Source organism: Roseburia sp. (genome assembly GCF_041325975.1).
Taxonomy (GTDB): Bacteria; Bacillota; Clostridia; order Lachnospirales; family Lachnospiraceae; genus Roseburia; species Roseburia rectibacter.
This window is the reverse complement of record NZ_JBGLEJ010000004.1, coordinates 623,238-647,823: the sequence shown is the minus strand read 5'-3', so window position 1 is coordinate 647,823 and position 24,586 is coordinate 623,238. Positions and strand designations below refer to the sequence as shown.

19 protein-coding genes are annotated in these 24,586 nt (G+C 42.0%); 15 read left to right on the top strand and 4 right to left on the bottom strand.

The window, feature by feature from the left end:
* The first annotated feature begins 3 nt into the window (after positions 1–3).
* Positions 4–1,215, top strand: coding sequence for a site-specific integrase (locus ACDD58_RS06340; protein WP_003526283.1), 1,212 nt, complete (start codon positions 4–6; stop codon positions 1,213–1,215).
* Positions 1,216–1,441: 226 nt separating this feature from the next.
* Here the strand turns inward: ACDD58_RS06340 and ACDD58_RS06335 are convergent, their stop codons facing one another.
* Together ACDD58_RS06335 and ACDD58_RS06330 are read right to left on the bottom strand one after the other, a co-directional pair.
* On the bottom strand, positions 1,442–1,591 hold the full coding sequence (locus ACDD58_RS06335) for a hypothetical protein (protein ID WP_370776472.1): 150 nt from the start codon (positions 1,589–1,591) through the stop codon (positions 1,442–1,444).
* A gap of 62 nt (positions 1,592–1,653) precedes the next feature.
* On the bottom strand, positions 1,654–2,562 hold the full coding sequence (locus ACDD58_RS06330) for an NAD-dependent epimerase/dehydratase family protein (protein ID WP_370776470.1): 909 nt from the start codon (positions 2,560–2,562) through the stop codon (positions 1,654–1,656).
* Between the two features lie 185 nt (positions 2,563–2,747).
* Here ACDD58_RS06330 and ACDD58_RS06325 point away from each other — a divergent pair, with 185 nt between their 5' ends.
* The gene (locus ACDD58_RS06325) at positions 2,748–2,894 is read left to right on the top strand and encodes a zinc-binding dehydrogenase (protein ID WP_370776469.1); all 147 of its coding nucleotides are present in this window, start codon (positions 2,748–2,750) and stop codon (positions 2,892–2,894) included.
* Positions 2,895–2,976: 82 nt separating this feature from the next.
* Here the strand turns inward: ACDD58_RS06325 and ACDD58_RS06320 are convergent, their stop codons facing one another.
* Positions 2,977–3,192 (bottom strand): DUF6061 family protein, encoded by a 216-nt coding sequence (locus ACDD58_RS06320; protein ID WP_370777460.1) that lies wholly within the window; start codon positions 3,190–3,192, stop codon positions 2,977–2,979.
* A 33-nt stretch (positions 3,193–3,225) separates the two neighbouring features.
* On the bottom strand, positions 3,226–3,429 hold the full coding sequence (locus ACDD58_RS06315; protein WP_370777458.1) for a citrate lyase holo-[acyl-carrier protein] synthase: 204 nt from the start codon (positions 3,427–3,429) through the stop codon (positions 3,226–3,228).
* Between the two features lie 252 nt (positions 3,430–3,681).
* On the opposite strand from ACDD58_RS06315, the gene ACDD58_RS06310 reads away from it, so the two are divergent.
* From ACDD58_RS06310 to ACDD58_RS06250, 13 genes are all read left to right on the top strand, one after another.
* The gene (locus ACDD58_RS06310) at positions 3,682–5,118 is read left to right on the top strand and encodes a methyl-accepting chemotaxis protein (protein ID WP_370776467.1); all 1,437 of its coding nucleotides are present in this window, start codon (positions 3,682–3,684) and stop codon (positions 5,116–5,118) included.
* A 92-nt stretch (positions 5,119–5,210) separates the two neighbouring features.
* Positions 5,211–5,954, top strand: a complete 744-nt coding sequence (locus tag ACDD58_RS06305; protein ID WP_370776465.1) for a LytR/AlgR family response regulator transcription factor — start codon at positions 5,211–5,213, stop codon at positions 5,952–5,954.
* Positions 5,955–6,062: 108 nt separating this feature from the next.
* On the top strand, positions 6,063–6,725 hold the full coding sequence (locus tag ACDD58_RS06300; RefSeq protein WP_118209902.1) for a sensor histidine kinase: 663 nt from the start codon (positions 6,063–6,065) through the stop codon (positions 6,723–6,725).
* A 432-nt stretch (positions 6,726–7,157) separates the two neighbouring features.
* A complete protein-coding gene (locus tag ACDD58_RS06295) occupies positions 7,158–9,008 on the top strand; it encodes an ABC transporter ATP-binding protein (RefSeq protein WP_370776463.1) in 1,851 nt (616 codons plus the stop codon).
* Complete coding sequence (locus tag ACDD58_RS06290) at positions 8,989–10,803, top strand: ABC transporter ATP-binding protein (RefSeq protein WP_370776460.1); 1,815 nt, start codon at positions 8,989–8,991, stop codon at positions 10,801–10,803. The genes ACDD58_RS06295 and ACDD58_RS06290 overlap by 20 nt, the downstream gene beginning before the upstream one ends.
* Before the next feature lie 136 nt (positions 10,804–10,939).
* Positions 10,940–15,040 carry a fibronectin type III domain-containing protein gene (locus tag ACDD58_RS06285; protein ID WP_370776457.1) on the top strand — a complete coding sequence of 1,367 codons (4,101 nt, stop codon included), beginning with the start codon at positions 10,940–10,942 and terminating at the stop codon, positions 15,038–15,040.
* A 44-nt stretch (positions 15,041–15,084) separates the two neighbouring features.
* Positions 15,085–17,439 (top strand): phage tail tip lysozyme, encoded by a 2,355-nt coding sequence (locus ACDD58_RS06280; protein ID WP_370776455.1) that lies wholly within the window; start codon positions 15,085–15,087, stop codon positions 17,437–17,439.
* A gap of 1 nt (position 17,440) precedes the next feature.
* The gene (locus ACDD58_RS06275) at positions 17,441–18,421 is read left to right on the top strand and encodes a tRNA-dihydrouridine synthase (protein WP_117920052.1); all 981 of its coding nucleotides are present in this window, start codon (positions 17,441–17,443) and stop codon (positions 18,419–18,421) included.
* 146 nt (positions 18,422–18,567) lie between these two features.
* Positions 18,568–20,121 carry a glycoside hydrolase family 43 protein gene (locus ACDD58_RS06270; protein WP_370776453.1) on the top strand — a complete coding sequence of 518 codons (1,554 nt, stop codon included), beginning with the start codon at positions 18,568–18,570 and terminating at the stop codon, positions 20,119–20,121.
* 75 nt (positions 20,122–20,196) lie between these two features.
* Positions 20,197–21,582, top strand: coding sequence for a sodium:alanine symporter family protein (locus ACDD58_RS06265; RefSeq protein WP_117920056.1), 1,386 nt, complete (start codon positions 20,197–20,199; stop codon positions 21,580–21,582).
* A gap of 169 nt (positions 21,583–21,751) precedes the next feature.
* A complete protein-coding gene (locus ACDD58_RS06260; protein WP_117920058.1) occupies positions 21,752–22,711 on the top strand; it encodes a family 43 glycosylhydrolase in 960 nt (319 codons plus the stop codon).
* A 20-nt stretch (positions 22,712–22,731) separates the two neighbouring features.
* Complete coding sequence (locus ACDD58_RS06255) at positions 22,732–24,237, top strand: alpha-N-arabinofuranosidase (RefSeq protein WP_370776451.1); 1,506 nt, start codon at positions 22,732–22,734, stop codon at positions 24,235–24,237.
* An 85-nt stretch (positions 24,238–24,322) separates the two neighbouring features.
* Complete coding sequence (locus ACDD58_RS06250; RefSeq protein WP_117920062.1) at positions 24,323–24,565, top strand: DUF6171 family protein; 243 nt, start codon at positions 24,323–24,325, stop codon at positions 24,563–24,565.
* Positions 24,566–24,586 lie beyond the last annotated feature (21 nt).

Below are 24,586 nucleotides of genomic sequence, written 5' to 3'. Positions count from 1 at the left end.
AAGATGGCAAAAAAGAAAACACAGATCCCGAAGTACGGGACCATTACATTGAAAGGAATCCAATATTACAGAACCAGGATTACGGATGCAGATGGCAAAGAGTTGAGTTTGTATGCCGCAACTTGTGAAGAATTGTATGAGAAGCAGTTAGAGGCCCGGAAGCAGGTGGAAGAAATTATCTTTCACCGGCAGCACCCGACAGTAGCCGAGTATGGAGAGAAGTGGCTGCTGATGCAGTCGGCAAAGGTGTCTGCGTCTACACTCAGAGGTTATACGAGGGATATGACAAACTATATCATAAAACCTCTGGGAGAGATGTATATGGAAGAAGTGACCGCTGACGATATTCGGCTGGCGCTTGTTCCATTGTCAAAGAAATCGGAAGGCTTATACAATAAGGTCAATATGCTACTCAAGTGCATTTTTTATGCGGCAGAGAGAAATCAAATTCTTGAACACAATCCCTGTGCGGGAATATCCGGTAAAGGCGGAAAACCGACAAAAAAGAAGGAGGCATTGACAGATCAGCAGGTAGCCGTGCTTCTGGATACAGTCAAGGGACTTCCTCCATATTTGTTTATTATGCTCGGTTTGTATTCCGGTCTGCGTCGGGAAGAAATTCTTGCACTGCAATGGGATTGTGTATTTCTGGACGAGGATACACCTTATCTATCGGTGAGGCGGGCATGGCGTACAGAGCATAACAGACCCGTGATTTCTACGGTGCTAAAGACTCCGGCGGCAAAAAGGGATATTCCGATACCGAAGTGTTTGGTGGATTGTCTGAGAGAAACGAAAGAAAATTCCATATCAGATTATGTGATCGCTGACAGCAAAGGAGAGCCACTGGCTGCTTCGCAGTTTCAAAGAGTGTGGCAGTATGTCGTTGTCCGCTCCACTAAGCCCCGGAACTATTATAAGTATGTGAATGGGCAGAGCATCAAATACACGGTTACCCCAACGCTGGGCATGACCCAGAAAAATCAACCCAAAATCAGATATACGCTGGACTTTGATGTAACCCCGCATCAGCTGCGGCACACTTACATTACCAATCTTCTCTATGCTGGTGTTGATCCAAAGACCGTCCAATACCTTGCCGGACACGAAAACAGCAAAACAACTATGGACATCTATGCAAAAGTGAAGTACAATAAACCAGAGGAGCTGTTTGGGGTAGTAAATGGTGCGTTTCATCAGGCTATTGCTGAATGAAAAAAGGCCGTTTTTTATGGTCCGCACACCGGATAACTGAGAGGCAGAAAGCCGGAAAAGCCCGGAGTATCAAGGGAAAACAGCTCAAAAACTCGCGCAATACGGTCTCAAGGCAGCTCGTCGCGCTCCGCAGTTCAGCAAGCGATAATTCAAACCGAATATCAGAAAAGAGCAAATTTCCCCGAAAACATCGAGTTTTCGGGGATTTCTTTATATTCCGATAAATCTATCCGACTGCCTCAGATACACCCTTTTCTTTTGCTTCACGTTCTACTTTCTCACACTCATATTTGCGACACATATAAGTACGCCCCCAAGCACGTTTACGGCGTTTGCGTTCTTCCTCTTTTATCTGTTCGGGAGTAAGCTCCGGCATTGGAACATCCAGTCTGCCTAAGCTAAATGTTATCGTGTTCTTTACAACAATTGCTTTTGAAATTAATCCTCCACTAGATTTTCATTTATATATTTAAAATAAGGTTTCTTATTAACTTCTGTGCTATGTTCCAAATACCATTTAACACTATCCCTCAATCCGTCTTCTAATGATATGGTTTCTGGGTATATTTTGTTTTGACGCGATACATCCAAATAGTACTCATAGTTGTAAAAACTGAAATAATTTCGCTGTTCAATATCTTCATAAACATATACAAAATCCGGTATTTTTCCTAAGCTTTCATAGCATTTTGTTACCCAATCTTTAATAGAAACTGCTTCAACATTACCAACATTTAAAATACGCTCTTGTGGCTTGTCTTTAATTATTACCTCCATCAACCTGCATAAATCTTTGACATGAAAGAATTGTAATTTCATACTGCCATCTTTAGGTAAATAGAATTTTCTGTCTGCCAAGGCGCAATCAAATACAAAAGCCTCTCTATACACGTTATTCATTGGCCCATATAAATAAGGCGGTCTTAATATATATGCATCTTTCACTCTTTCAAGTAATGCCTTTTCAGCTGCTATTTTATCGGTTCCATATGAACCCCAAAATTTATTTTCGGATTTCTCTGATTCTTCCAGGAATGGCTGAACACCAAACTCAGGATAAACAGCACTTGAACTAATCATAATATACTGATCAAAAGAACCCAATTCCCTAACAAAATCAATTATATCGTTATCATTATAAGCTGTTATATCCGCTACAACATCAAAGAATGTATCCTTCAATACACCACCCAAATTATGCCTATCTCCTTCAATGAGTTTTACACCCTGAACTTGTGGCTTAGAATTTCTGTTAAGTACAAAAACTTCATAACCCACATTCACAAAATATTCTGCCACATATTTACTTACAAAAGTTGTTCCGCCTGTCACTAATACCTTTTTCATAAAGTTCTCCTTTACACCAAAAATTCGATTGATCAGATTCATAAAACATTATTTTTCGTAATTGTATCATAATCACATAATCCAGAAAAGAAATTAAATTTTCTTTGCCAATCCTTTAACTACCTTATCGAAATCAGACTCGATTGGTTGTGTCTTATTAAAAATATCGTATACAGGATGGCTACTTGCAATACGCAAAAGAACTTGCGGAATCAGGTAAAATCACGCCCGTAATTGATAAGGAATTTTCTATATACGATGTAAAAGATGCGATAAATTATCTGCTCAAAAATCATGCCCAGGGAAAAGTCGTTGTAAAAATGGATTTCTAATTAGTGGAGGTATGATAAATATAAATATATGCAATGCTAGGTGGAGTGACAATAGATTAGCTCTACCTTAATAAGAACTCTTTTATATGTCTAATGAATCTTCTACATCTACCCAGATTTGCAAATTTCCATCAAGATATAAACTTGCATATTCTAATGGTTCATCAATTGCAAGAGATGTTAATGCACATTCTGATCCGGGTGTAGTCTTTGAATTCTTTTCAGCTTCCCGGCAGTCAATGCGGAGCATATATCCTGCACTGGTATAAACACCAATACTGTAAGTATAAAGATATATTCGACAGCAAAATTTTTACATATCTATTTCTTATCAAAAAGATTTACTTTCCATAGACACAAGAATTTTTGCATCCTCAGAGAGATAGTTATTGATTTCTTTTGCAATGTAGGCTTGTAATTCTGAGACACTATGTTTTCTGCTGGAAGCACACTCCTGAGCCTGACATCCGCATAAGAAGCATTTGAGGTAGATCTTGCGAGAGAGTTTTGTGCCGGTTGCATCTAATACATCAATATCAAATAAGCAGCCGAGCGGATGCGTTTCTTCAATTGATGTCATCAATGCAGTTATTGAGGACTGCATTTAACTGTGTTAAAAGCAGAAAAATGTGAAAGACTTTAAATATCTTCAACTTATCACAGCACATTTTATGGCGCAATATGTCGAAAAGTATGAAAAAATTTGTAATAAGTATTGTGCATGTTCCTTGAGAGGTGTACTATAATTATACATATACATTCAAAAGCGAAAGGAAGAGGGATTTAGATGACAGGAGAACAATATGTAAGAGCAAATAAAAGAGTATATAATGTGGTAATGATTCTGCTGTCAGTGATGACGATTCTGTCAGTTATGGCATGTCTGGCGGAGTTTAAGATTACGATACTGATTCAGGCTGTAGCTGCAGTTGCGGGAATTATTGTTGTGAATACTTATGCAAAAAAGTTTTGGAATGCAAAAAAGGGTGGGGAAATCCTGCTCGGAACAGGAAGTGCTGTATATGGTGTATTTCTTTTCCTGAATCAGAATAATTTTGTTTACGCATATGGAATCCCACTTTTTGTTGCATGTATTTTGTATTTAGATGTAAAGTTTGTATATTATGGTATTGGTGTAGCAACAGTAGGAAATATCACTCATATCATAGTGCAGGTTATTACAAAAAGAGCCGATGGGATAGAACTTTTTTTTAGTGTTATCATTCTTGCAACAGTAGTTTATGCGGTATATGAAATATCTATCCTCCTTACAAAATTTAATGAAGAGAATCTGGAGGTGCAGGCTGCAGCATCCGAAAAGATGCTGGTTACAGCGGAAAATCTGGTGAAACATTTTGATTCTGCGAAAGAAAAATTAGAGACATTAGAGGAAGTGATCAATAATAACAATGAATCTATTTCCAATATTGCCCAGAGCACGGGAAATACTGCGGAGGCAATCCAGCAGCAGGCATTGATGTGTGAGGAAATCCATAAGAATACGGACAGTGCAGAAAAAGAAACCGAAGCGATGATTGATAAGGCAAATCATACGATGGAGAATGTGGCAGAGGGTGCGAGACTGGTAACAGGATTAAAAAATCAGGCTGACAATGTGGAGCAGGCAAGTAACCAGGCGGCAGAGTCCGCCAAACAGGTCAGCAACCGTGTGGAGGAAGTAAAAGGAATTGTTGCGACTATCTTAAGTATCTCAAGCCAGACCAATCTTCTTGCATTGAATGCTTCTATTGAGGCAGCAAGAGCAGGTGAGGCAGGAAAAGGGTTTGCAGTCGTTGCGGAAGAAATCCGTCAGTTATCGGAGCAGACAAAAGATGCAACGAACCGGATCACGGATATCATTCAGGATCTGAATGAAGATGCACAGCATGCGATGGATAGTATGGAACATTCTGCGGATTCAATCCGTGAACAGAACGAACTGATTGAGACAACAAAGAATAAATTTGAGACCATCAATGACGAAATGCAGTCACTGGCAAGTGCAATCGGAGAGATCGAGGGAAGTATGCAGTCCATTTTAAACAGTACAGACACAATTTCCCAGAGTATATCGAATCTCTCTGCAACTGGTGAAGAAATAGCTGCTTCTTCCACAGAAGGACTTCAGACAGCAGAACATGCGGTAGAGGCAATGAAACAGACCAAAGAGATTATTGACGCTACTTATCTGCTGGCGCGGGATTTAGAGACTTATGCAGAATAGATCAGACAGAAAATAACAGTGGGAGGCTGAAAAGTCAGATAGAAATAAGTTACTGTGTGAACAATAACAAAAATGCAGGGATCAGGAATAGAATGAATATTGCATATTGTGAAGATGAAAAGATCCAGTTGGAATATATGGAACAACTGATCAGAAAATGGGCAGATGAAAGGAAAAGCACTGCTATATATTTTGGCTATGGCAGTGCAAAGGAGCTGTTATTTGAGCATCCGGACAGCTTTCCTTTCGATCTGCTCTTTTTGGATATTGATATGGACGGCATGGATGGCATGGCGCTTGCGAAGGAGATACGGAAATGGGATAAAAATCTCCCTATCGTATTTTTGACGAACCGCAGTGAGTATGTGTTTGAAGGGTATGAGGTCGGGGCGTTGCGTTACCTGTTAAAACCGGTGGAAGAATCTAAGTTTTTTTCGCTGTTAGATGATATTTCTTCTGCACTTGGAAAAGAAAAGCATTATCTGATTGAAAATGTGGATGGGGAAACTGTAAAAATTCCGGTCGATACCATTTATAGTGTGGAGGCGAAAGGGCATTATATCCGTCTGCACACGAGCGCGGGTGATTATGAATACAAAAAGAACCTTTCTGAAATAGCAGGGGAATTGATGGAAAATCAGCCGGAACAGGCAGAAAAATTTGTCAGCACGCACAGGAGCTTTATTGTCAGCCTTGCGGCGGTGGAGCGCGTGCAGCGCACAGAGTGCATCCTTTCGGATGGCAGTAGTGTGCCGGTGAGCAGGAATGCATATAAGAGTGTAAATGAAGCGTTTATCCGGTATTATATGGAACATGGGGATATGTGTGAAAAATAAGTTTTTTATTCATAGGAAATTACGTCCTATGAATGAAAAAGCCTTTCAGGCGGGATGTGCACCCCTCGGAGAAGAAGTTTGCTGTAAACAGCAGGAATGAGGAACAAAATGAGGATACCCCTGATTACAAAATATCTGGAAGAAAAGAATATGGAGTACCAGAATGCCCTGCTTGAGAAACAGGTGCAGGAAGTACAGAATATATATCTTACCATGCGCGGCTGGCGTCATGATTACCATAATCATCTGCAGGCAATGAAAGCGTATGTGAAGATGGAGCAATATGACAGATTAGAGGAATATTTAGGTCTGTTAGAGCAGGACCTGGATCATGTCAATCAGTTGATCGAGACGGGAAATGTCAATCTGGATGCCATTTTAAATTCTAAAATATCCCTGGCACAGAAAAATGGAATTGATATTGATTATCAGGCGAAATGCCCGGAAATACTAGCCGTCAGTGATATCGACCTGTGTGCCCTGATCGGGAATCTGCTTGATAATGCAGTGGAGTCCTGTGAAAAACTGACCACAGAAAGACCGTTTATAAGACTTTATATCGGAGTACTCAAAAAACAGCTATATATTTCGGTGTCAAATGCAACAAATGAGACAGTGCGGAAAATGGATTCCGAGTATATCAGCAAAAAGCGTGGAAATCACGGACATGGACTAAAGAGGATCAATCTTGTGGTTGAAAAATATGGCGGCTATATTAACCGGCAGAATGAGCCGGGAGTGTTTGTGACGGAGATCATGCTGCCATTGTAAAAGTTTCTGAAAAAAATTGGGAGAAAATGTGTTTGAATATGGACGATACCGTTGGTGCACGGAAGATAACCTTCCGTGCACTTTTTGTGTTAAAGTGAAAAATAATGATAGAGTGTAAACAAAGAAGTGACATAACGTACAGATGTACCAAAATCACGAAAGTATCAGGGAAAACAGTGGAGATAGATCATTATGAAACTCATCCAGAACGCAGAGTTGTTGTGAGAGACAGACCAATTTATAAGAAGGTGCTGGGGAGCCGTCGGTACTTAGCGACCGTATTCTGGTCGCTTAGTATCCGTTACGAGCGACACGCAGCGCAAGCGTGCCTTCGTTAAATTGGTCTGCCTCTCACGACATCCACAACCTGCATCAGAGTTTCAAAATGATCGAGCCACCACCACCACCCCAAACGAGAGGAGCCACAACATCATGAACCAACCGAAAAAATACACCGCCTTAGCAAGCCAGCATTACATCCTCAGAGAACTATGGCACTACAACAGGTCCACTATCTTTTTTGCCCTTGCAGAGATCATTGCTGAGATTGGCAAAGGCTTTGGCACAATTTTGATTCCATCCATGATCGTAGCATTCTTAGAGCAGTACACAAAAGGTATGATCACCGCAGCAGCTCTGCCTACAGCAATGGCAAAACTTGTGACATTTTTTGTCGGATACAGTATCTGGTGTATGATCACCGGATATCTGAAGCGGAGAAATCAGTTTCAGTACGTTAAATTCCGCTGCGGCAGAATGACCGAACGCTGCTATCAGAAATTTATGTCACTTGATTATGTACAGTGTGAGGATGAAAAAGTCCAGCAGCTTTTAAAGAAAGCAGGAGAGGCAGTCAGCGGAAATTATAGAGGTGTCGAGGGCGTCTTACATTGTGATGTCGAGCTCTTAAAGGAAGCCGGTGCATTGATCCTGTATGCATCCTTAATCTCCGGCGTGTCGGCATGGCTAGTTGTGCTTTTAGTCACAATTTCACTGATCCAGATCTTAAGTTATAAACTGGCAAATAATTATGAATTAAAGCACCGTGATGCAAAGGCAGAACTTACGGTAACACAGGATTATATCGACCGTCAGGCATATACCGTGGAAAACGGAAAAGATGTAAGGCTTTACCAGATGAAAGAATGGCTGAGTGGTCATTACCGGGCTGCAAACAAGAAATATCAGACATTACTTGCAAAAGAAAAAGCCTGTTATTTTGCGGATGATCTGTTTGGACTGCTGCTGCAGCTTGGCAGGGATGTGATCTGTTACGGTTATCTGATCGGGCAGCTGATGCAGGGAATGTCCGTGGCACGTTTTGTGCTTTATATCGGAATTGTCAGTGGATTTTCCACTTATTTTTCGGAACTGACCATGAAGATCAGCCAGATATCAGCCTGTTTAAAACCGGTTGGACAGATGCAGGAATTTACAGAGCTGGAGAATATATATCACCATGGTGAGGGAGTCCGGTTAGAGGATGAGCTGGCGGCAGTAGAGGTTGAATTTTCACATGTCAGTTTTTCTTATCCGGGAACTGATCATAAGATATTAGATGATGTGAGTTTTCATATGAAAAAAGGCGGAAAGATGGCATTGGTCGGCATTAACGGCGCCGGAAAATCAACGATTGTCAAACTGTTATGCGGTTTTTATATGCCGGATGAGGGACATATTTACATCAACGGAACGGATCTTGCCACGATGGATCTTGATGCGTGGTACCGGTCACTTGCAGCAGTCTTTCAGGACGCATTTACCTATTCGTTTTCCATTGCGGACAACGTTTCATGCAGTGTGGGAGAGGACTATGATGAGGAAAAATGCAGGAAGGCATTAAAGGATGCCGGATTGTGGGAGAAGATTCAGAAACTGCCGCAGAAAGAGGAAACATTTATCGGAAAAGAGGTAAGTGAAGATGGAATCCATCTTTCCGGCGGGGAGACACAGAAGCTGATGCTTGCGCGTGCACTCTACAAAGGATGTGCACTTTTACTACTGGATGAGCCGACCGCAACGTTGGATGCGATCGCAGAAAATGAGATGTATGAAAAATACAATGAAATGCTGATGGGAAAAACGGCGCTTTTTATTTCCCACCGTCTGGCGTCGACGCGGTTCTGTGACCATATCCTGTTTCTGGAAAACGGAAAGATCACGGAGGAAGGAACCCATGAGGAATTGATGAACAAGGGTGGCGGGTACGCCGAAATGTTCCTGGTGCAGAGCAAATATTACAAAGAGGAAGGGGCACAGTCACATGAAGAAGATATGGCATGAATTTACAAGTTTTATAAAGATGATCAGTAAAGGGAAAAAAGATGTGGCTGTTGTCATGGCGGCAGGCGGATTTATGAAAGCGTCCATTCCGTTTCTGGTATTTTATTTTTCGGCACAGATTTTAAACCATGCGATTGAAGGAGATTATGAGGCATGTGTGAAAAGTGTGGCGGTACTTTTACTGTCACAGTTTGTATGTGAGCTGGTGAACCGGTTCTGCCAGAAACGGATAGAAGTACTCGGAGAAAGCTGCCAGCAGATCGTAAGGCAGCAGATGGCAGACAAAGCATTTGAACTGCAGTATGAAAAATTTGAAAAACAGGAGACGATAGATTCTTTAAGGCGTGCAAAACTTACGGCAGGGGGAAGTGGGGATATTAAAGATCAGATAGACACCTGTTATCAGATCTTTGTACAGTTTTTTTCCATGTGTTATTCGGTCGTATTTTTCCTGCTGCTGATACTGAAAATCGATGGCGGACAGAAAAAAACATTTTTTGTTTCCTATGGATCAACGCTGCTTTTGATTGTCTTATATGCAGTTATCGCAGCATGTAATCTGTATCTTGGAAAACTGCTTACTGCAAAACAGTATGAATTTATACATGCAAATGACCATAATAACGCATTAGGCAGTTATTTAGGCGGAATCATGACAGATGAAAAAAACAGCAAAGATATCAGACTTTATGGTCTGTCAGGACTTTTTCTGGGAAAATACCGGCAGAAGATGGAAGGATTTAACATTTATTTACAGATGGGAAAATTAAATGGGAAATTCATAGGTTCGATCGAAGGTATCAATCAGTTCGCAGCAGGAGTCGCCTATCTGCTGGTAGGCATGAAAGCATTAAACGGAATGATCGATATCGGAAATGTTATTTTATATGCGGGTGTCATTTCACAGACCGTTAACTGTATCACGGAATTTGGGTCACAGGTCATTTCTTTTCAATTTTCAGCGGAATATTTAAGTGTTTTTGATGAATTTATACAAAGTCCGGCAATGGATTACGATGGCACACTGCCGATTGAAAAGAGAGATGACGGACAGTATGAATTTGAATTTCATGATGTAAGTTTTGCCTACCCGGACTGTGAGACAAAGGTGTTAAACCATGTCAGCTTAAAATTTAACATTGGTGAGAAAATGGCACTGGTCGGAAAAAACGGTGCCGGGAAAACGACGTTAGTCAAACTGCTCTGCCGCCTTTATGAGCCGACGGAGGGCACGATCACCTTAAACGGCATTGATATCTGGAAATACAATTATGCGGAATACACAAGGGCATTTTCGGTTGTCTTTCAGGATTTTGCGATGTTTTCCCTGCCGGTCGGCGAAAATATCGCTGCAAGCAGCAAGGTGGATGAAGAGAGAGCATGGGAAGTGTTAGATCAGGTCGAACTCTCCGGACGTGTGAGAGCAATGAAAGACGGTTTAAAGACGCAGCTTTACAATAACAATGGTGCAGGAGTCGATATTTCCGGCGGTGAAGCACAGCGGCTTGCCATTGCACGTGCACTTTATAAAGACGCGCCGTTTGTGATCTTAGATGAGCCGACTGCCGCTTTAGATCCGATCGCTGAGGCACAGATTTATGAGAATTTTAATGAGATGGTAAAAAATAAGACTGCTATTTATATTTCCCATCGCATGAGCAGCTGTAAATTCTGTGACCGGATCGTTGTGTTAGATGCCGGAGGTATCGCTGAGATTGGAACGCATGATACACTTTTGGCAGGAAATGGAATCTACGCAGAGCTTTACCGGACGCAGGCGCAGTATTACGCTTAAAAAATCTTAATATTTGCTTAAAATCCCTTATAAACTATATTCAAAAGGAAAATTGTGTTACAATACCAATGATGGCAGTTTATGTGAAGAACTGCCCCCAAAAGAGGAAAAATAAGAGGATGGGAGGCAAAATGTTATGATAAAAAAGAGACTGGAATGGTTAAAGCGCGGTCTGTGCATCACATTGGCGGGTGCTATGATCATCTGTTCCGATACCATGACATTTGCGGCAGAAGCTGCAAACGGACAGGTAGTAGAGCAGGCAGAGGATACAGAAAATGAGACCGGAGTTTTAGCAGATGAGCAGTCAGAGCAGACAAAAGAAAATGGTGAACAGGAGAATCCATCTGAGGTAACAGGACAGACCGAGGTTACGGAAGCAACTGAAACTGAGGAGACAACCGAAGTAACGGAGACAACCGAAGCGACAGAGGTAACCGAGGCTACGGAGACAACTGAAGCGACAGAGACGACCGAAGTTGCGGAAGCAACTGAGACGGCTGAAGAGACAGAAGCTACCGAGGAAACAGAGATTAAAGAAGCAGCGGCAAACGGAGTTATTATCAGTAAAAAAGACAGATATGAAGTTGTCAGTGCCGGAGAGACGGTTGCACTTCCGGGATATTCGTTTGAGACAACAGGAGATAACGAGCCGGAGGTCGAGTGGCTGATCGATGACAACAGTGTAGCGGCACTTACCACATCGATGGTAAATGGAAAGCTTACAGGACAGGTAAAGACGCTTACAGCAGGTGTCGCAGTCCTCACACTGCAGGTAAAGGACAATCCAAGTGACAAGGATACATATTATGTTGTTGTAAAACCGGAAAAGGCACCTGCAAACTGCACCGCTGAGACTACATATAATACGGTAAGTCTGAACTGGGCAAAGGCAGCAGATGCAGATGGTTATACCATCACACGAAAAGTGGAAGGTGCAGATACAGAGCAGACGATCGCACATGTGGATGGCGTGGATGCAGTATCATATAAAGATACGGGAGTACAGACGGGGAACATTTATATTTATCATGTATACGCATATACGAAATACACAAACAACGGACAACAGGATTATGCCAATACGGATACATATGCAACCATAAAAGCAGCACCACAGCTTGGAAAAGCTGCATTGACATCGGTTACAGCGGAAGGCTACAGCAGCCTGACACTGAAATGGGAAGAAGTGGATGGTGCAACCGGATATATCGTATATCGTTCCACAGATAAGTCAAAAGTGGATACGCAGATCATGGATATCACGAATGGAGCAGTAAGTTATGTGGATACAGCACTGACAGCCGGAAACACTTATTATTATAAAGTACAGCCATATTGTGTGGTCAATGGTAAAAAGGTTTATGGCGATGCATCCGGTATCCTTTCCGGAAAACCGCTTCCGTCAGCAACAAAACTGACTGCAGAATCAGCAGGTTATAAAGAAGTAAATCTGACATGGAGTGCAGTGGATGGGGTGACAGGTTATGAAGTTTACAGAAAAACGTCATCATCTTCCTACAAAAAGATCGCAACTGTAGCAGGCGAAAAGACAGGTTACAGTGATACAAAGGTTACAGCAGGTACAGCTTATACATACAAAGTAAGAGCATATAAAACGGTTAATGGAAGTCAGGTATATGGAGATTATTCCAATGAATCGACAGCAACCCCTGCTTTAGAGGCACCACAGATCGCACTTAAAAATGCGTCTTACAACAGTGTGACGATCACATGGAACCAGATCAGTGGTGCACATGGTTATAAAATATATCGTTCTACCAAAAAGGACAGCGGATACAGAAAAGTTAAGACTGTCAATGATAAGACAACACTTACTTATACCGATAAAAAATTATCCGTAGGAAAAAAATATTACTACAAAGTCTGTGCATTCCGTACGGTTGGAGATAAGGATGTAGCAGGAAAATATTCTGATGTACAGACGATCAAAGCAGCACCGGAAGCAGTAACATTAAAATCAGAAGCAGCAGGTGCAACAGCGGTCAAACTGACCTGGAATAAAGTTAACATGCCATCGACCGGTGGCGGATATGCTGTATATCAGATCGTAAACGGTGCTGACCAGCTGCTGAAACGGTGCAGTACAAAGAGCACTTCCTATACAGTGACAGGACTTACACCTGGTCAGAAGTACACGTTTAAAGTAGTCTCTTTTGCAAAAGATAAAAATGGAAAAAGAGCATATGGTGGAACTTCAAATGAGCTTACCGCAACACCAAAACTTCTTCCGGTAACGATCGATACGATCAAAGCCGGCAAATATAACAGCGTTGTATTGACATGGAATGTGACTTCTGCCGGGGACGAGGACGGATACATTGTTTATCGTTCAACTTCCAAAAAAGGAAGCTATAAGCAGATCAGAACCGTAAAAAGAAAGAGCGGAGCCATGACCGGATCTTATACAGACAAGACTGTCAAGATCGGTAAAAAATATTATTATAAAGTAGTGACCTATAAAAATATTGCAGGTGGCAAAGTGCTTCGCTCCTCTTATTCGCCTGCAAAAGGAATTACAGCTTCACCGAGTGTCACAACTGTAAAAATTAAATCAGCAGGAAATGAAAGCCTGAAAGTTACATGGAAAAAGGTAAAAGCATCCAAAAACAGCTATGTAAAGGGATATGCAATTTACCGCAGTACTTCCGAAAATGGAAAATACAGAAAGATCAAAACCATCAATAAGGGAACGACGACCTCGTATGTAGATAAAGGACTTGTAACCGGTAATACTTATTACTATAAAGTCCGCACATTCTGTACATCCGGCAGAAAGACAATCTACAGTGATTATTCAGAGCCGGCGTCCATGCAGGTGATTCCGGGAAAACCATCCATTCAGGTAGTTGCGGCAAATTATAACACCATTACGGTCTCCTGGAAGAAAGTAGAAGGGTGTGATGGATATCGTGTATATCGTGCAACAGAGAAAGATGGAAAATATAAATCAGTCAAAACCTGTTCTTCCGTTAATACGCTTTCTTATAAGAACAGTAAGTTAGAGACAGGAAAGACCTATTATTATAAAGTAAGAGCTTATGTGAATAAAAATGGAAAGAAGCTATATGGCAATTACTCTGCCGTAAAACAGGCAACACCGGTACTTACAAAACCGACGGGACTGTATGCAGCCTCAATTGCAGAAAACCAGATCAAACTGACATGGAATGCGGTAGATGGTGCAGAAACCTATACGGTACTTAGAAGTACTTCTGAGAATGGAACATACAAGATTGCTACTGAACTTTGTACGACAAACTCTTTTGTTGATTATACCGCTGTAACAGGAAAAACTTATTACTATAAGATATATGCGGTTCGTGGAGCATATGTCAGTGCGACAACGGATTGTGTAAGTGTTATTTCATCAGCACTTGAGGTGAGCACAACGAGTGTGCTGATCAAGACAGGAACGAGTGTGAAAGTAACGGCAACAGCAAAACCATACGGTGTGGTATACTGGACTTCATCTAACTCCACGATTGCAGTTGTTTCTTCTGACGGAACAATTTATGGTTTAAAGGCAGGAACAACGACTGTAAAGGCGTCCGCAAACGGAATCACAAAAGAGATCACAGTAACAGTCAAAGATAAACTTGATACGGAAAACAAGATCATCGATATCTCCAGTGATAACGGTACGGTAGATTTTAATGCCATTAAGGCATCTGGATATGAATGTGTAATGCTCCGTATTTCCAAAGGAACAACAGCAGATGCAAAGTTCCAGACGAATTATAATAATGCAAAAGCAGCAGGTCTTAAAGTTGGTGTATACTGCTATTCCGTGGCGCAGAATGCAGCTCAGGCAAAGAGTGAGGGCGATAAAGTATTAAATATCCTGAATGCACAGAAGCTTGATTATCCGGTTGTGTATGTACTGGATGATATGTCACTGTTATACAACAATGTAACAGCAACGCAGAGAATTGATTTTATCAATGCATTTAAGACGGAGATCATTGATGGCGGTAAACAGTATAAGTTTGCACTTGGAATCAACCAGAAACTTTTACAGCAGTATCCTGGCAAGTATGTGGATACCAGCAAACTTACAGGAACAGATCTGTGGATCATCAATTACCGTGCAGAAAGCCTTGGAAGCGGCTATCAGGGCAAAGGAAATGTTGCAATGTGGAGATATACAAATCAGGGTACGGTAAATGGTGTAAACGGCAAGGTAAATATCAGTATCCGGTATAAGACCTATTAATAAAAATCTTAGGATACTGTTAATCCGCAGGAATGAGGACAGCTATGAAAAGTTATGCAAAGAAAATCATGACAAGACTGGCAGCAGGGGCGATGGCGCTCCTGCTTGCTGTCGGTACGGCTGCAACAGATATGTCTGTGTATGCAGCAGAAACAAAGACACAGGAAAGCATGGCAGAGAAAAGAAAAATCACAGGTTTTGCAGACCTGGCGGACAATCCGAAAGAAATCCGCATGACGGGCAAGATCAGCCTGGAACGTCTGCTGGCTAAAATGCCACAGAGCATTGATGTGTATCTGGATGGCGGAAAGGATGCCACAAGCATTCCGGTAACCTGGCACTGTGTCGGAGATTATGATAATACAAATTATTTTGTCTATGAATTTGATCCGGGATGGGATACAGAGCAATATTCCCTTGGAGCAGGACTGAAAAGGAAAATACCGTATATCAATGTGATCATTTCTGGTACAGGCTTATACAAAGGTGCTGGTATTTCGCAGAGTGAGAAAAAGTCAAACGAGAAAAAAGTATATAATTTTGCAAAAAAGAAGCTGAAATTAAATACGGCAGCAGCCTGTGGCGTGCTTTCGAATATTGAGAGTGAATCATCTTTTAATCCGACCGCAAGTGTCATCGATACCAATGGCAAGATCAGTTATGGTATCTGCCAGTGGAATGCATCAAGATTTGATAATCTTAAGAATTACTGCAGCAGTAATGGCTATGATTATACTTCTATCGAGGGTCAGCTTAAGTTCTTAAAATATGAGCTGGAGCATTCGGAAAGCAGTGCATTTTCCAAAATTAAAAATGTGGAAAACACTGCAGACGGAGCCTATACGGCAGGATATAACTGGGCACGTTATTTTGAGCGCTGTGCCAGTGTATATTTTGAAGGACGTGCAAAACGTGCGAGAGATGTCTATTGGGCGAAATATAGCAGCGACAGTCCGGATGACCCGGATGATCCCGATAACCCGGACAATCCGGTAAATAAAAAATATACAATTAAATATGTACTGTATGATGGAGAAAATAACAGTGCTAATCCATCGTCGTATAAGGTTACAACTGAGACGATTACTTTGAAGAAGCCGACCAAAAAAGGTTATACTTTTGAGGGATGGTATAAGGAGAGCAGCTTTAAGAACCAGATCACAACGATCCCGAAAGGTTCAAAAGGCAATCTTACATTGTATGCAAAATGGAAAGCAAATAAATATACGATCCGTTTTCATGGAAACAAGGCAACCAGTGGCAGTGTAAAAGAAATGAAAAATCTTGAGTATGATATGGACTATACGCTTAACAGCAATAAATTCAAGCGTAAGGGATATAAATTTGTCCGCTGGAGCACAAAAGCAGATGGAAGTGGCAGAAAATACGGTAACAGGGAAGAAATAGAGAATCTTTCCTCAAAGAATGGTGCAGTCGTTGATCTGTATGCACAGTGGTCAAGAAATACTTACAAGATCATTTACAAGGCAAACGGTGGAGAACTTGCTGACGGAACAGTAAAGAAATACAATGTAGATACTAAGACATTCAAATTAAAAACACCGGTCAGATACGGTTATACATTCAAAGGCTGGTATAAAGACAAAAAATGCACCAGACGTGTGACACAGGTGAAAAAAGGTACCATTGGAAATCTTACATTCTATGCAAAATGGCAGATTAACAAATATAAGATCAAATACAATGGCAATGGTGCAACCGGTGGATCCATGAAAAATGTGACTGTCTGTAAATATGGCAGTACATACACACTGGCAAAAAATAAATATAAGCGTACAGGCTATGTGTTTGAAGGCTGGAATACAAAGAAAAACGGTAAAGGTGATTTTTATGAGGACGGAGAGGATATCCGCAATATCACAGCTAAAAACGGCAAAACGATCACTTTGTATGCACAGTGGAGTAAGAAAGCATACGCCATAAAATATGTATCAGGTGGTGGTACTGTTCCTTCCGGCAATCCGACCAGCTATTATTATGATACACCTACTTTTAAACTGGCAGCAGCCACAAAAGAGGGGTATACGTTTCAAGGATGGTATACGGATTCTGCTTATAAAAACAGGATCACAAAGATTACGAAAGGAACCCGCAAAAATTACAAGCTGTATGCAAAATGGAAGATCAATACGTATGACATTGTATTTGATGGAAATGGTGCAACCGCCGGAACGATGAGATCGATCAGTTCCTGCAAATACAATACGACTTATAAACTGCCTGCAAATACATTCCAGAAAAATGGATATCAGTTTATCGGATGGAGTACCAGACCGGATGGCAGTGAGACTTTTTATGGAGATGAGGCATCTGTATCGAATCTTTCACTCACGGACGGCGCAAAGGTAAAACTGTATGCACAGTGGGAAGCATTGTAGGATGGCAGAAATGAAATTTTATTTAGCACCGATGGAAGGACTCACAGGTTTTGTGTTCCGTAATGCATATCAGAAGCACTTTGGAGATATTGATACTTATTTTACACCGTTTATCAACAATAAAAAGATGAACTACAAAGAGATCAAGGACATTCTGCCGGAGCATAACAAAGGGATGCATGTGGTTCCGCAGATCCTGACAAACCGTGCAGAAGATTTTCTTGCGATTGCAAAAGAACTGGGGAACTATGGATATGAGAGTGTTAATTTAAATCTCGGATGTCCATCCGGTACGGTTGTCACAAAGCACCGTGGAGCAGGTTTTCTTGCAGTGCCGGAAGAATTGGATCATTTTCTGGAAGAAATTTTTGCAGACTGTCCGCTTAGGATATCGGTAAAAACCCGCATTGGCATAAATGATGCCGGGGAGTGGGAACGTATTCTTTCCATTTATGAAAAATATCCGATGGAGGAGCTTATTATTCATCCGAGGGTACAGAAAGACTTTTATAATAATACGCCGGACATGGATGCATTTTTATATGCAGTGGAAAACAGCAGACACACCTTGTGTTACAACGGTGATATCTGCTCGGTGGATGATTATAAAGCCTGGATACAGAAGATGGAAGGAAAAGACAGGGAACATGGCAGTGGAAGTACTGCGCAGCACACAGAGCATATGATGCTTGGGCGTGGAATTTTAAAGAATCCGGGACTGGTTGGAGAGCTGATGGGACATGCGCCGATTACAAAAGATCAGTTTCATGCGTTTCATGATGATGTACTGAAAGGTTATCTGGATGTAATGTCAGGGGAGCGCAATACACTGTTCCGGATGAAAGAACTATGGTTTTATTTTGCGAAATACTTCACGGAACCGGAAAAATATGTAAAGCAGATCAAAAAGACACAGCGGGTGGCAGAGTACCGTGTGATCGTGGATAATCTGTTCCGGGAGCAGGAGTGGCAGCCAGAATAAATATAAAAATAAAATATTTTAGAAAAATATAAACTAAATAATTGTAAAACAAGAATGATTTTGTTATTGTAGAAGTATCATACGAAATAAAATGATAATCAGAAATTGGGGTATAGCAGAGATTATCAGTATAGAAGGAGGACAGTATGAGAAAACATAACAAAATCATTTTTTCTACGTGTATTGTATTGGGATTTACTGCAGTGCTTGCGGGGGCAGCATTGACAGGAGGAGAGAAGGTTCCAAAAGATTTTACAGTCAGTTATGATGGAATAACGACGGCTGATATTAAGGCAGGAGTCAGTGTACATGATCCGTCTGTGATAGAGGCAGATGGTACCTATTACATTTTTGGATCGCACATGTCTGCAGCGTCATCGAAAGATCTGCGGAACTGGACATCGATCGGAGACGGATATACGCAGTCGAATCCGATTTTTGACAATCTGCTTGGAACAGAACATGTATTTGATTATACAGGAAGTAAAGATTCTGTGATACCGACCGATGATAAGAAATATCATGTATGGGCACCGGATGTAATTTATAACAGGGAGCAGGGATTATACTATATGTATTTTTGCACGTCTTCGACATGGAATGCATCAAACCTGTGCTATGCGGTTTCAAATCAGCCGCAGGGACCGTATACCTGGAAGGGGGCACTGGTCTATTCCGGCTTTACAAAGGATACGATTGAAGCAACCGATGTACTTGACTATGTGGATATCGATTATGCCAAAAAGAACTATATTATGGCAGGAAATAAATATAATTATGAGAAATATCCAAATGCGATCGATCCGACTGTTTTTTATGATGCCGACGGAAAAATGTGGATGGTCTATGGTTCGTGGTCGGGTGGAATTTTTCTTTTAGAGATCGATGAGAAAACAGGACTTGTCATTCATCCGCAGGAAGACGATGAAAATGATGTGGATACTTATTTTGGAAAACGGCTTCTTGGAGGTGGACATAAATCAATCGAAGGACCTTATATCCTCTATGATGATGAGAGCGGATATTATTACCTGTTTGTTTCCTATGGTTCTTTAACCAGAGAGGGTGGTTATCAGATGCGCGTGTTCCGTTCTAAAACAGTGGATGGAGAATATATCGATATGAATGGGGCATATCCTGGCATGTGGGATGATAATGCAGCTTATGGTCTGAAACTTTCCGGTAATTATTATCTGCCGGGGCTTGATAAGGCATATATGGCGACCGGTCACAACTCCGCTTTTGTGGATGAAGATGGAAAAAAATATATTGTATATCATACCCGTTTTGACAATGGACAGGAATATCATGAACCGCGTGTGCATCAGTATTTTCTGAACCGGGATGGATGGCCATGTATGCTGCCTTATGCAACCGATGGCGAGACGATCGCAGAAGACGGTTATGATATTTCAGAGGTGGCGGGAACGTATTATGTGATCGACCAGGGAACTGCGATCAATGCAGAGATCGCCGAGCCGGTAAAACTGGTACTTATGGAGAATGGAAAAGTATACGGTGAAAATATGGAAGGAACCTGGGGCATGGAGGAAGGAACCTGTTATATGACAGTTACATACGGGGATAAAGAATACAACGGTGTATTTTGTCAGATGAAAGATGAAGCGGGAACGGATGTAATGACATTTTCTGCAGTCGGGGCAAATGAGAGTGTCTGGGGTGTAAAATATTTTAAGTAAAATAAGTGCTTGCAAAGAGTTTTTTCCCATGGTAAAGTGGTACATATGTAAAGCCAAGGAAAGGAACGAATACAAATGTTAAAAGCGATTGATGATTTCGTCTGGGGTGTTCCACTGATCGTACTGATTCTTGCGGTTGGTATCTTTCTTACGATCCGTCTGCGCGGACTTCAAATCACAAAACTGTCACTTGCCATAAAACATATGTTGGCAAATGAAAAAAACGGGGAACATGGGGAAGTTTCCAGTTTTGGTGCACTTTGTACAGCACTCTCTGCAACGATCGGAACAGGTAATATTGTCGGAGTAGCAACAGCGCTTGTTGCCGGAGGTCCCGGAGCATTGTTCTGGATGTGGATCGCGGCACTGCTTGGAACAGCAACAAAATATTCCGAGTGTTTACTTGCCATTAAGTACCGTGTTGTAGCAAAAGATGGTCATATCGTCGGAGGACCGTTTTATTACATCGAAAACGGAATGGGCGAGAAATGGAAATGGCTTGCAAAGATTTTTGCATTTTTTGGTGTTGGTGTGGGGTTACTTGGAATCGGAACTTTCACACAGATTAACGGAATCACGAGTGCTGTGAATAATTTCTTTGATCCACAGAATACGTGGACAGTGGAATTGTTTGGAAGAACATATTCCTGGACAGTTGTGATCGCAGGAATTATCCTTACCCTGTGTGTGGCACTGGTCATCATTGGAGGTATTAAGCGTATCTCTACGGTGGCACAGGTTGTGGTACCTTTTATGGCACTGCTTTATGTGGTTGTGGTACTGATCGTTCTTTTTACACACCTTAGTGCGATTCCGGGGGCACTTGTTGAGATCGTGCAGAGTGCATTTGGACTGCGTGCGGCTGCAGGCGGAACACTTGGCTCCATACTGATCGCCATGCAGATGGGAATTGCCCGCGGAATCTTTTCAAATGAGGCAGGGCTTGGAAGTGCGCCGATCGCAGCAGCAGCGGCACAGACAAACGAGCCGGTGGCACAGGGACTTGTTTCCATGCTTGGAACGATCATTGACACTGTGATCATCTGTACGATGACAGGACTTTCTATCGTGATCACAGGAGCCTGGGATATGGGATTAGAAGGTGTATCTGTAACCACAAAGGCATTCCAGATGGGACTGCCATTTCCGGAGCAGGTGGCATCATTTATGCTGATGGTCTGTCTGGTATTCTTCGCATTTACAACGATCCTTGGCTGGAACTATTACAGTGAAAAGTGCCTGGAATATTTAGTCGGAGACAAAAAGGCTGTCTTAAAAGGATATCGCTGGCTGTATATCCTTGCAGTGTTTATCGGACCGTTCATGACAGTATCTGCTGTATGGACGATCGCAGATATCTTCAATGGACTCATGGCTCTGCCAAACCTGATCGCACTGGTTGCATTGAGCGGTGTGGTAGTTGCAGAGACAAAGAAATACTTTGAAAAACAAAAATATTAATAGAAATAAAATGACGGTGGAGTGAAGACTGGCTCCACCGTTTTTTATTTTCCATTTATTTAGAAAAATATATAATATTTTAGAATATTATATACAATAAGAGAAAGAAGTAGTATACTATAGCTAAGAAAAAATACAGTGCGAATGTCATCAGAGGGGAGGATAAAGCATGACAACTGAAAAGAAATTAAAGTACAACGAACCATGGATCTTACAGCGTGCCGATCCATATGTTTATCGTCATGTGGACGGTTCCTATTATTTTACGGCATCCGTTCCGGCATATGATGGGATCGTGTTAAGACGTGCAGGGTCACTGGAGGAATTGCCGGAAGCAGAAGAAGTCATGATCTGGAAGAAACATGAGTCCGGTCCGATGAGTTATCATATCTGGGCACCAGAGATACATTACCTGTTTGGAAAGTGGTATATTTATTTTGCAGGGGGCGAGAAGGAAGATATCTGGAAGATCCGTCCGTATGTTTTAGAGTGCCAGGGAGAGAATCCGCTGACGGATGAATGGGTAGAACTTGGCAAGATGAAACGCGCTAAGGAAGATGAGTTTTCCTTTGAGGCATTTTCGCTGGATGCAACGGTGTTTGAAAATAAAGGTGAATATTACTATGTATGGGCAGAAAAAGTCGGGGTTGGCAGGATGGTTTCCAATCTGTATATCGCAAAGATGGAATCCGGTAATCAGTTAAAAACGGTACAGGTGCTTTTAACCACGCCGGATTATGACTGGGAGCGAAAAGGATTCTGGGTCAATGAGGGACCTGCAGTGATACATCATAATGGGAAACTGTTTTTAACTTACTCGGCAAGCGAGACGGGTGTGGATTACTGTGTCGGAATGTTGTCTATCGATGAGGATGCCGATCTGCTGGATCCGCGGTTATGGAAAAAAGAGCGCTATCCGGTGCTTAAGACCTGTGAGAAACTGGGCATTTACGGGCCGGGACACAACTCGTTTACTGTGGATGAAAATGGAAATGACATCATGGTTTACCATGCGCGGACGGAGACGGAAATCATTGGTGATCCACTGTACAATCCGAACCGTCATGCCATGCTTATGAAAGTAAAGTGGGATGATGCCGGAAGACCGGTATTTTCCTATGAAAATTAAAAGATAAAAGGAGAGGGAAAATGGCAAAACTGATTATTAATGAGGAAAACAAAAAGAGCCGGATCGAACCGGAGATCTATGGACATTTTTCAGAACATCTGGGGAGATGTATTTACGAGGGAATTTATGTCGGGGAAAATTCTAAGATTCCGAATGTAAATGGAATGCGAACCGATGTTGTGGAGGCATTAAAAGAATTAAAAGTTCCGGTGCTGCGCTGGCCGGGTGGCTGCTTTGCAGATGAATATCACTGGATGGACGGAATCGGACCGAAAGAGAAACGTAAAAAAATGATCAATACGCACTGGGGTGGTGTCGTGGAAGATAACAGTTTCGGAACCCATGAATACATGGAGTTGTGCAGACAGATCGGATGTAAGACGTATGTCAATGGAAACCTCGGAAGCGGAACTGTCCGTGAAATGTCTGAGTGGGTGGAATACATGACTTTTGAAGGCGTTTCTCCGATGGCAGATTTAAGAAAAGAAAACGGACATGAGGCTCCGTGGAAAGTGGATTACTTTGGTGTCGGCAATGAGAACTGGGGATGCGGCGGTAACATGACGCCGGAATATTATGCGAACGAATACCGCAGATACCAGACCTATGTGCGCAATTATCATCCGGACCGCCCGATCAAAAAAATCTGCTGTGGTGCAAATGTGGCAGATTATTATTGGACAAAAGGCGTGTTAAAAACAGCATTTGACCATGCAGAGCAGTGGCATGGATTTATGGATGGACTCTCCCTCCATTACTATGTACATCCGGAGGGATGGGAAATCAAGGGAAGTTCCACAGATTTTGATGCAGATGTATGGTACAAGACTCTGTCAAAGGCACTGTACATGGAGACATTGATCGAGCGCCATGGTGCGATCATGGATGAGTATGATCCGGATAAAAAAGTCGGCATGATCGTGGATGAGTGGGGAACCTGGTATACCTGTGAACCGGGAACAAATCCGGGATTTTTATATCAGCAGAATACGGTGCGTGATGCACTCGTTGCAGGCATTACCTTAAATATCTTTAATAAGCACAGCGACCGTGTAAAAATGGCGGCATTAGCACAGATGGTCAATGTTTTACAGTCTGTGATCTTAACAGAGGGCGATCAGATGATCAAAACACCGACTTATCATGTTATGCATATGTATCGTCATCATCAGGGGGCAGACCTGTTAGAGAGCAGCTTAACCGGTGCAGGAGAGATCGGACCGGATGAATGGAGAGTGCCAAAGATCACAGAGTCAGTATCTATGGATGAGAATGGCGTGATCACCGTTACTATGAACAATCTGTCTGTGGAAGCACCGGAAAATGTTGAGATACAGTTTGCGAACCATGGCTATCATGTGACCGAGGCAAGGATCGTGACCGATTCCGATATACATGCACATAACACATTTGAGGCACCGGATATCGTGACAGAAAAAGATTTTACTGCCTATGAGGAGACGGAAAACGGCGTGAATGTCACAATGCCGGCAAACAGTGTGATCGAGCTGCGTCTTGCAAAATAAAAAATTGTCAGCAATGGCAGGAAATTAGTTGCTGGTTACACTGGAAATGTGAACAGTAACGAAAGTTACAGACGGAGATGGACATATGGCACAGATCTGTAAAAAGTGTCTGCTGCGCGAGATGGCGGAGGCAGATGCAAAAATGATAGAGAAATATAAAGAGGCGATCAAAAAAGAAGATCAGGTATCAGAGAGCGAGTATGAGAGACGTCTTAATGTCTGTAAAACCTGTGATCTTTTGAATGCGGGAACCTGCGGTGCGTGCGGCTGCTATGTGGAGCTGCGCGCTGCGGCAGCCGTTTCAAAATGCCCACATAAAAAATGGTAACAGTTCAGACGGACTGTTACC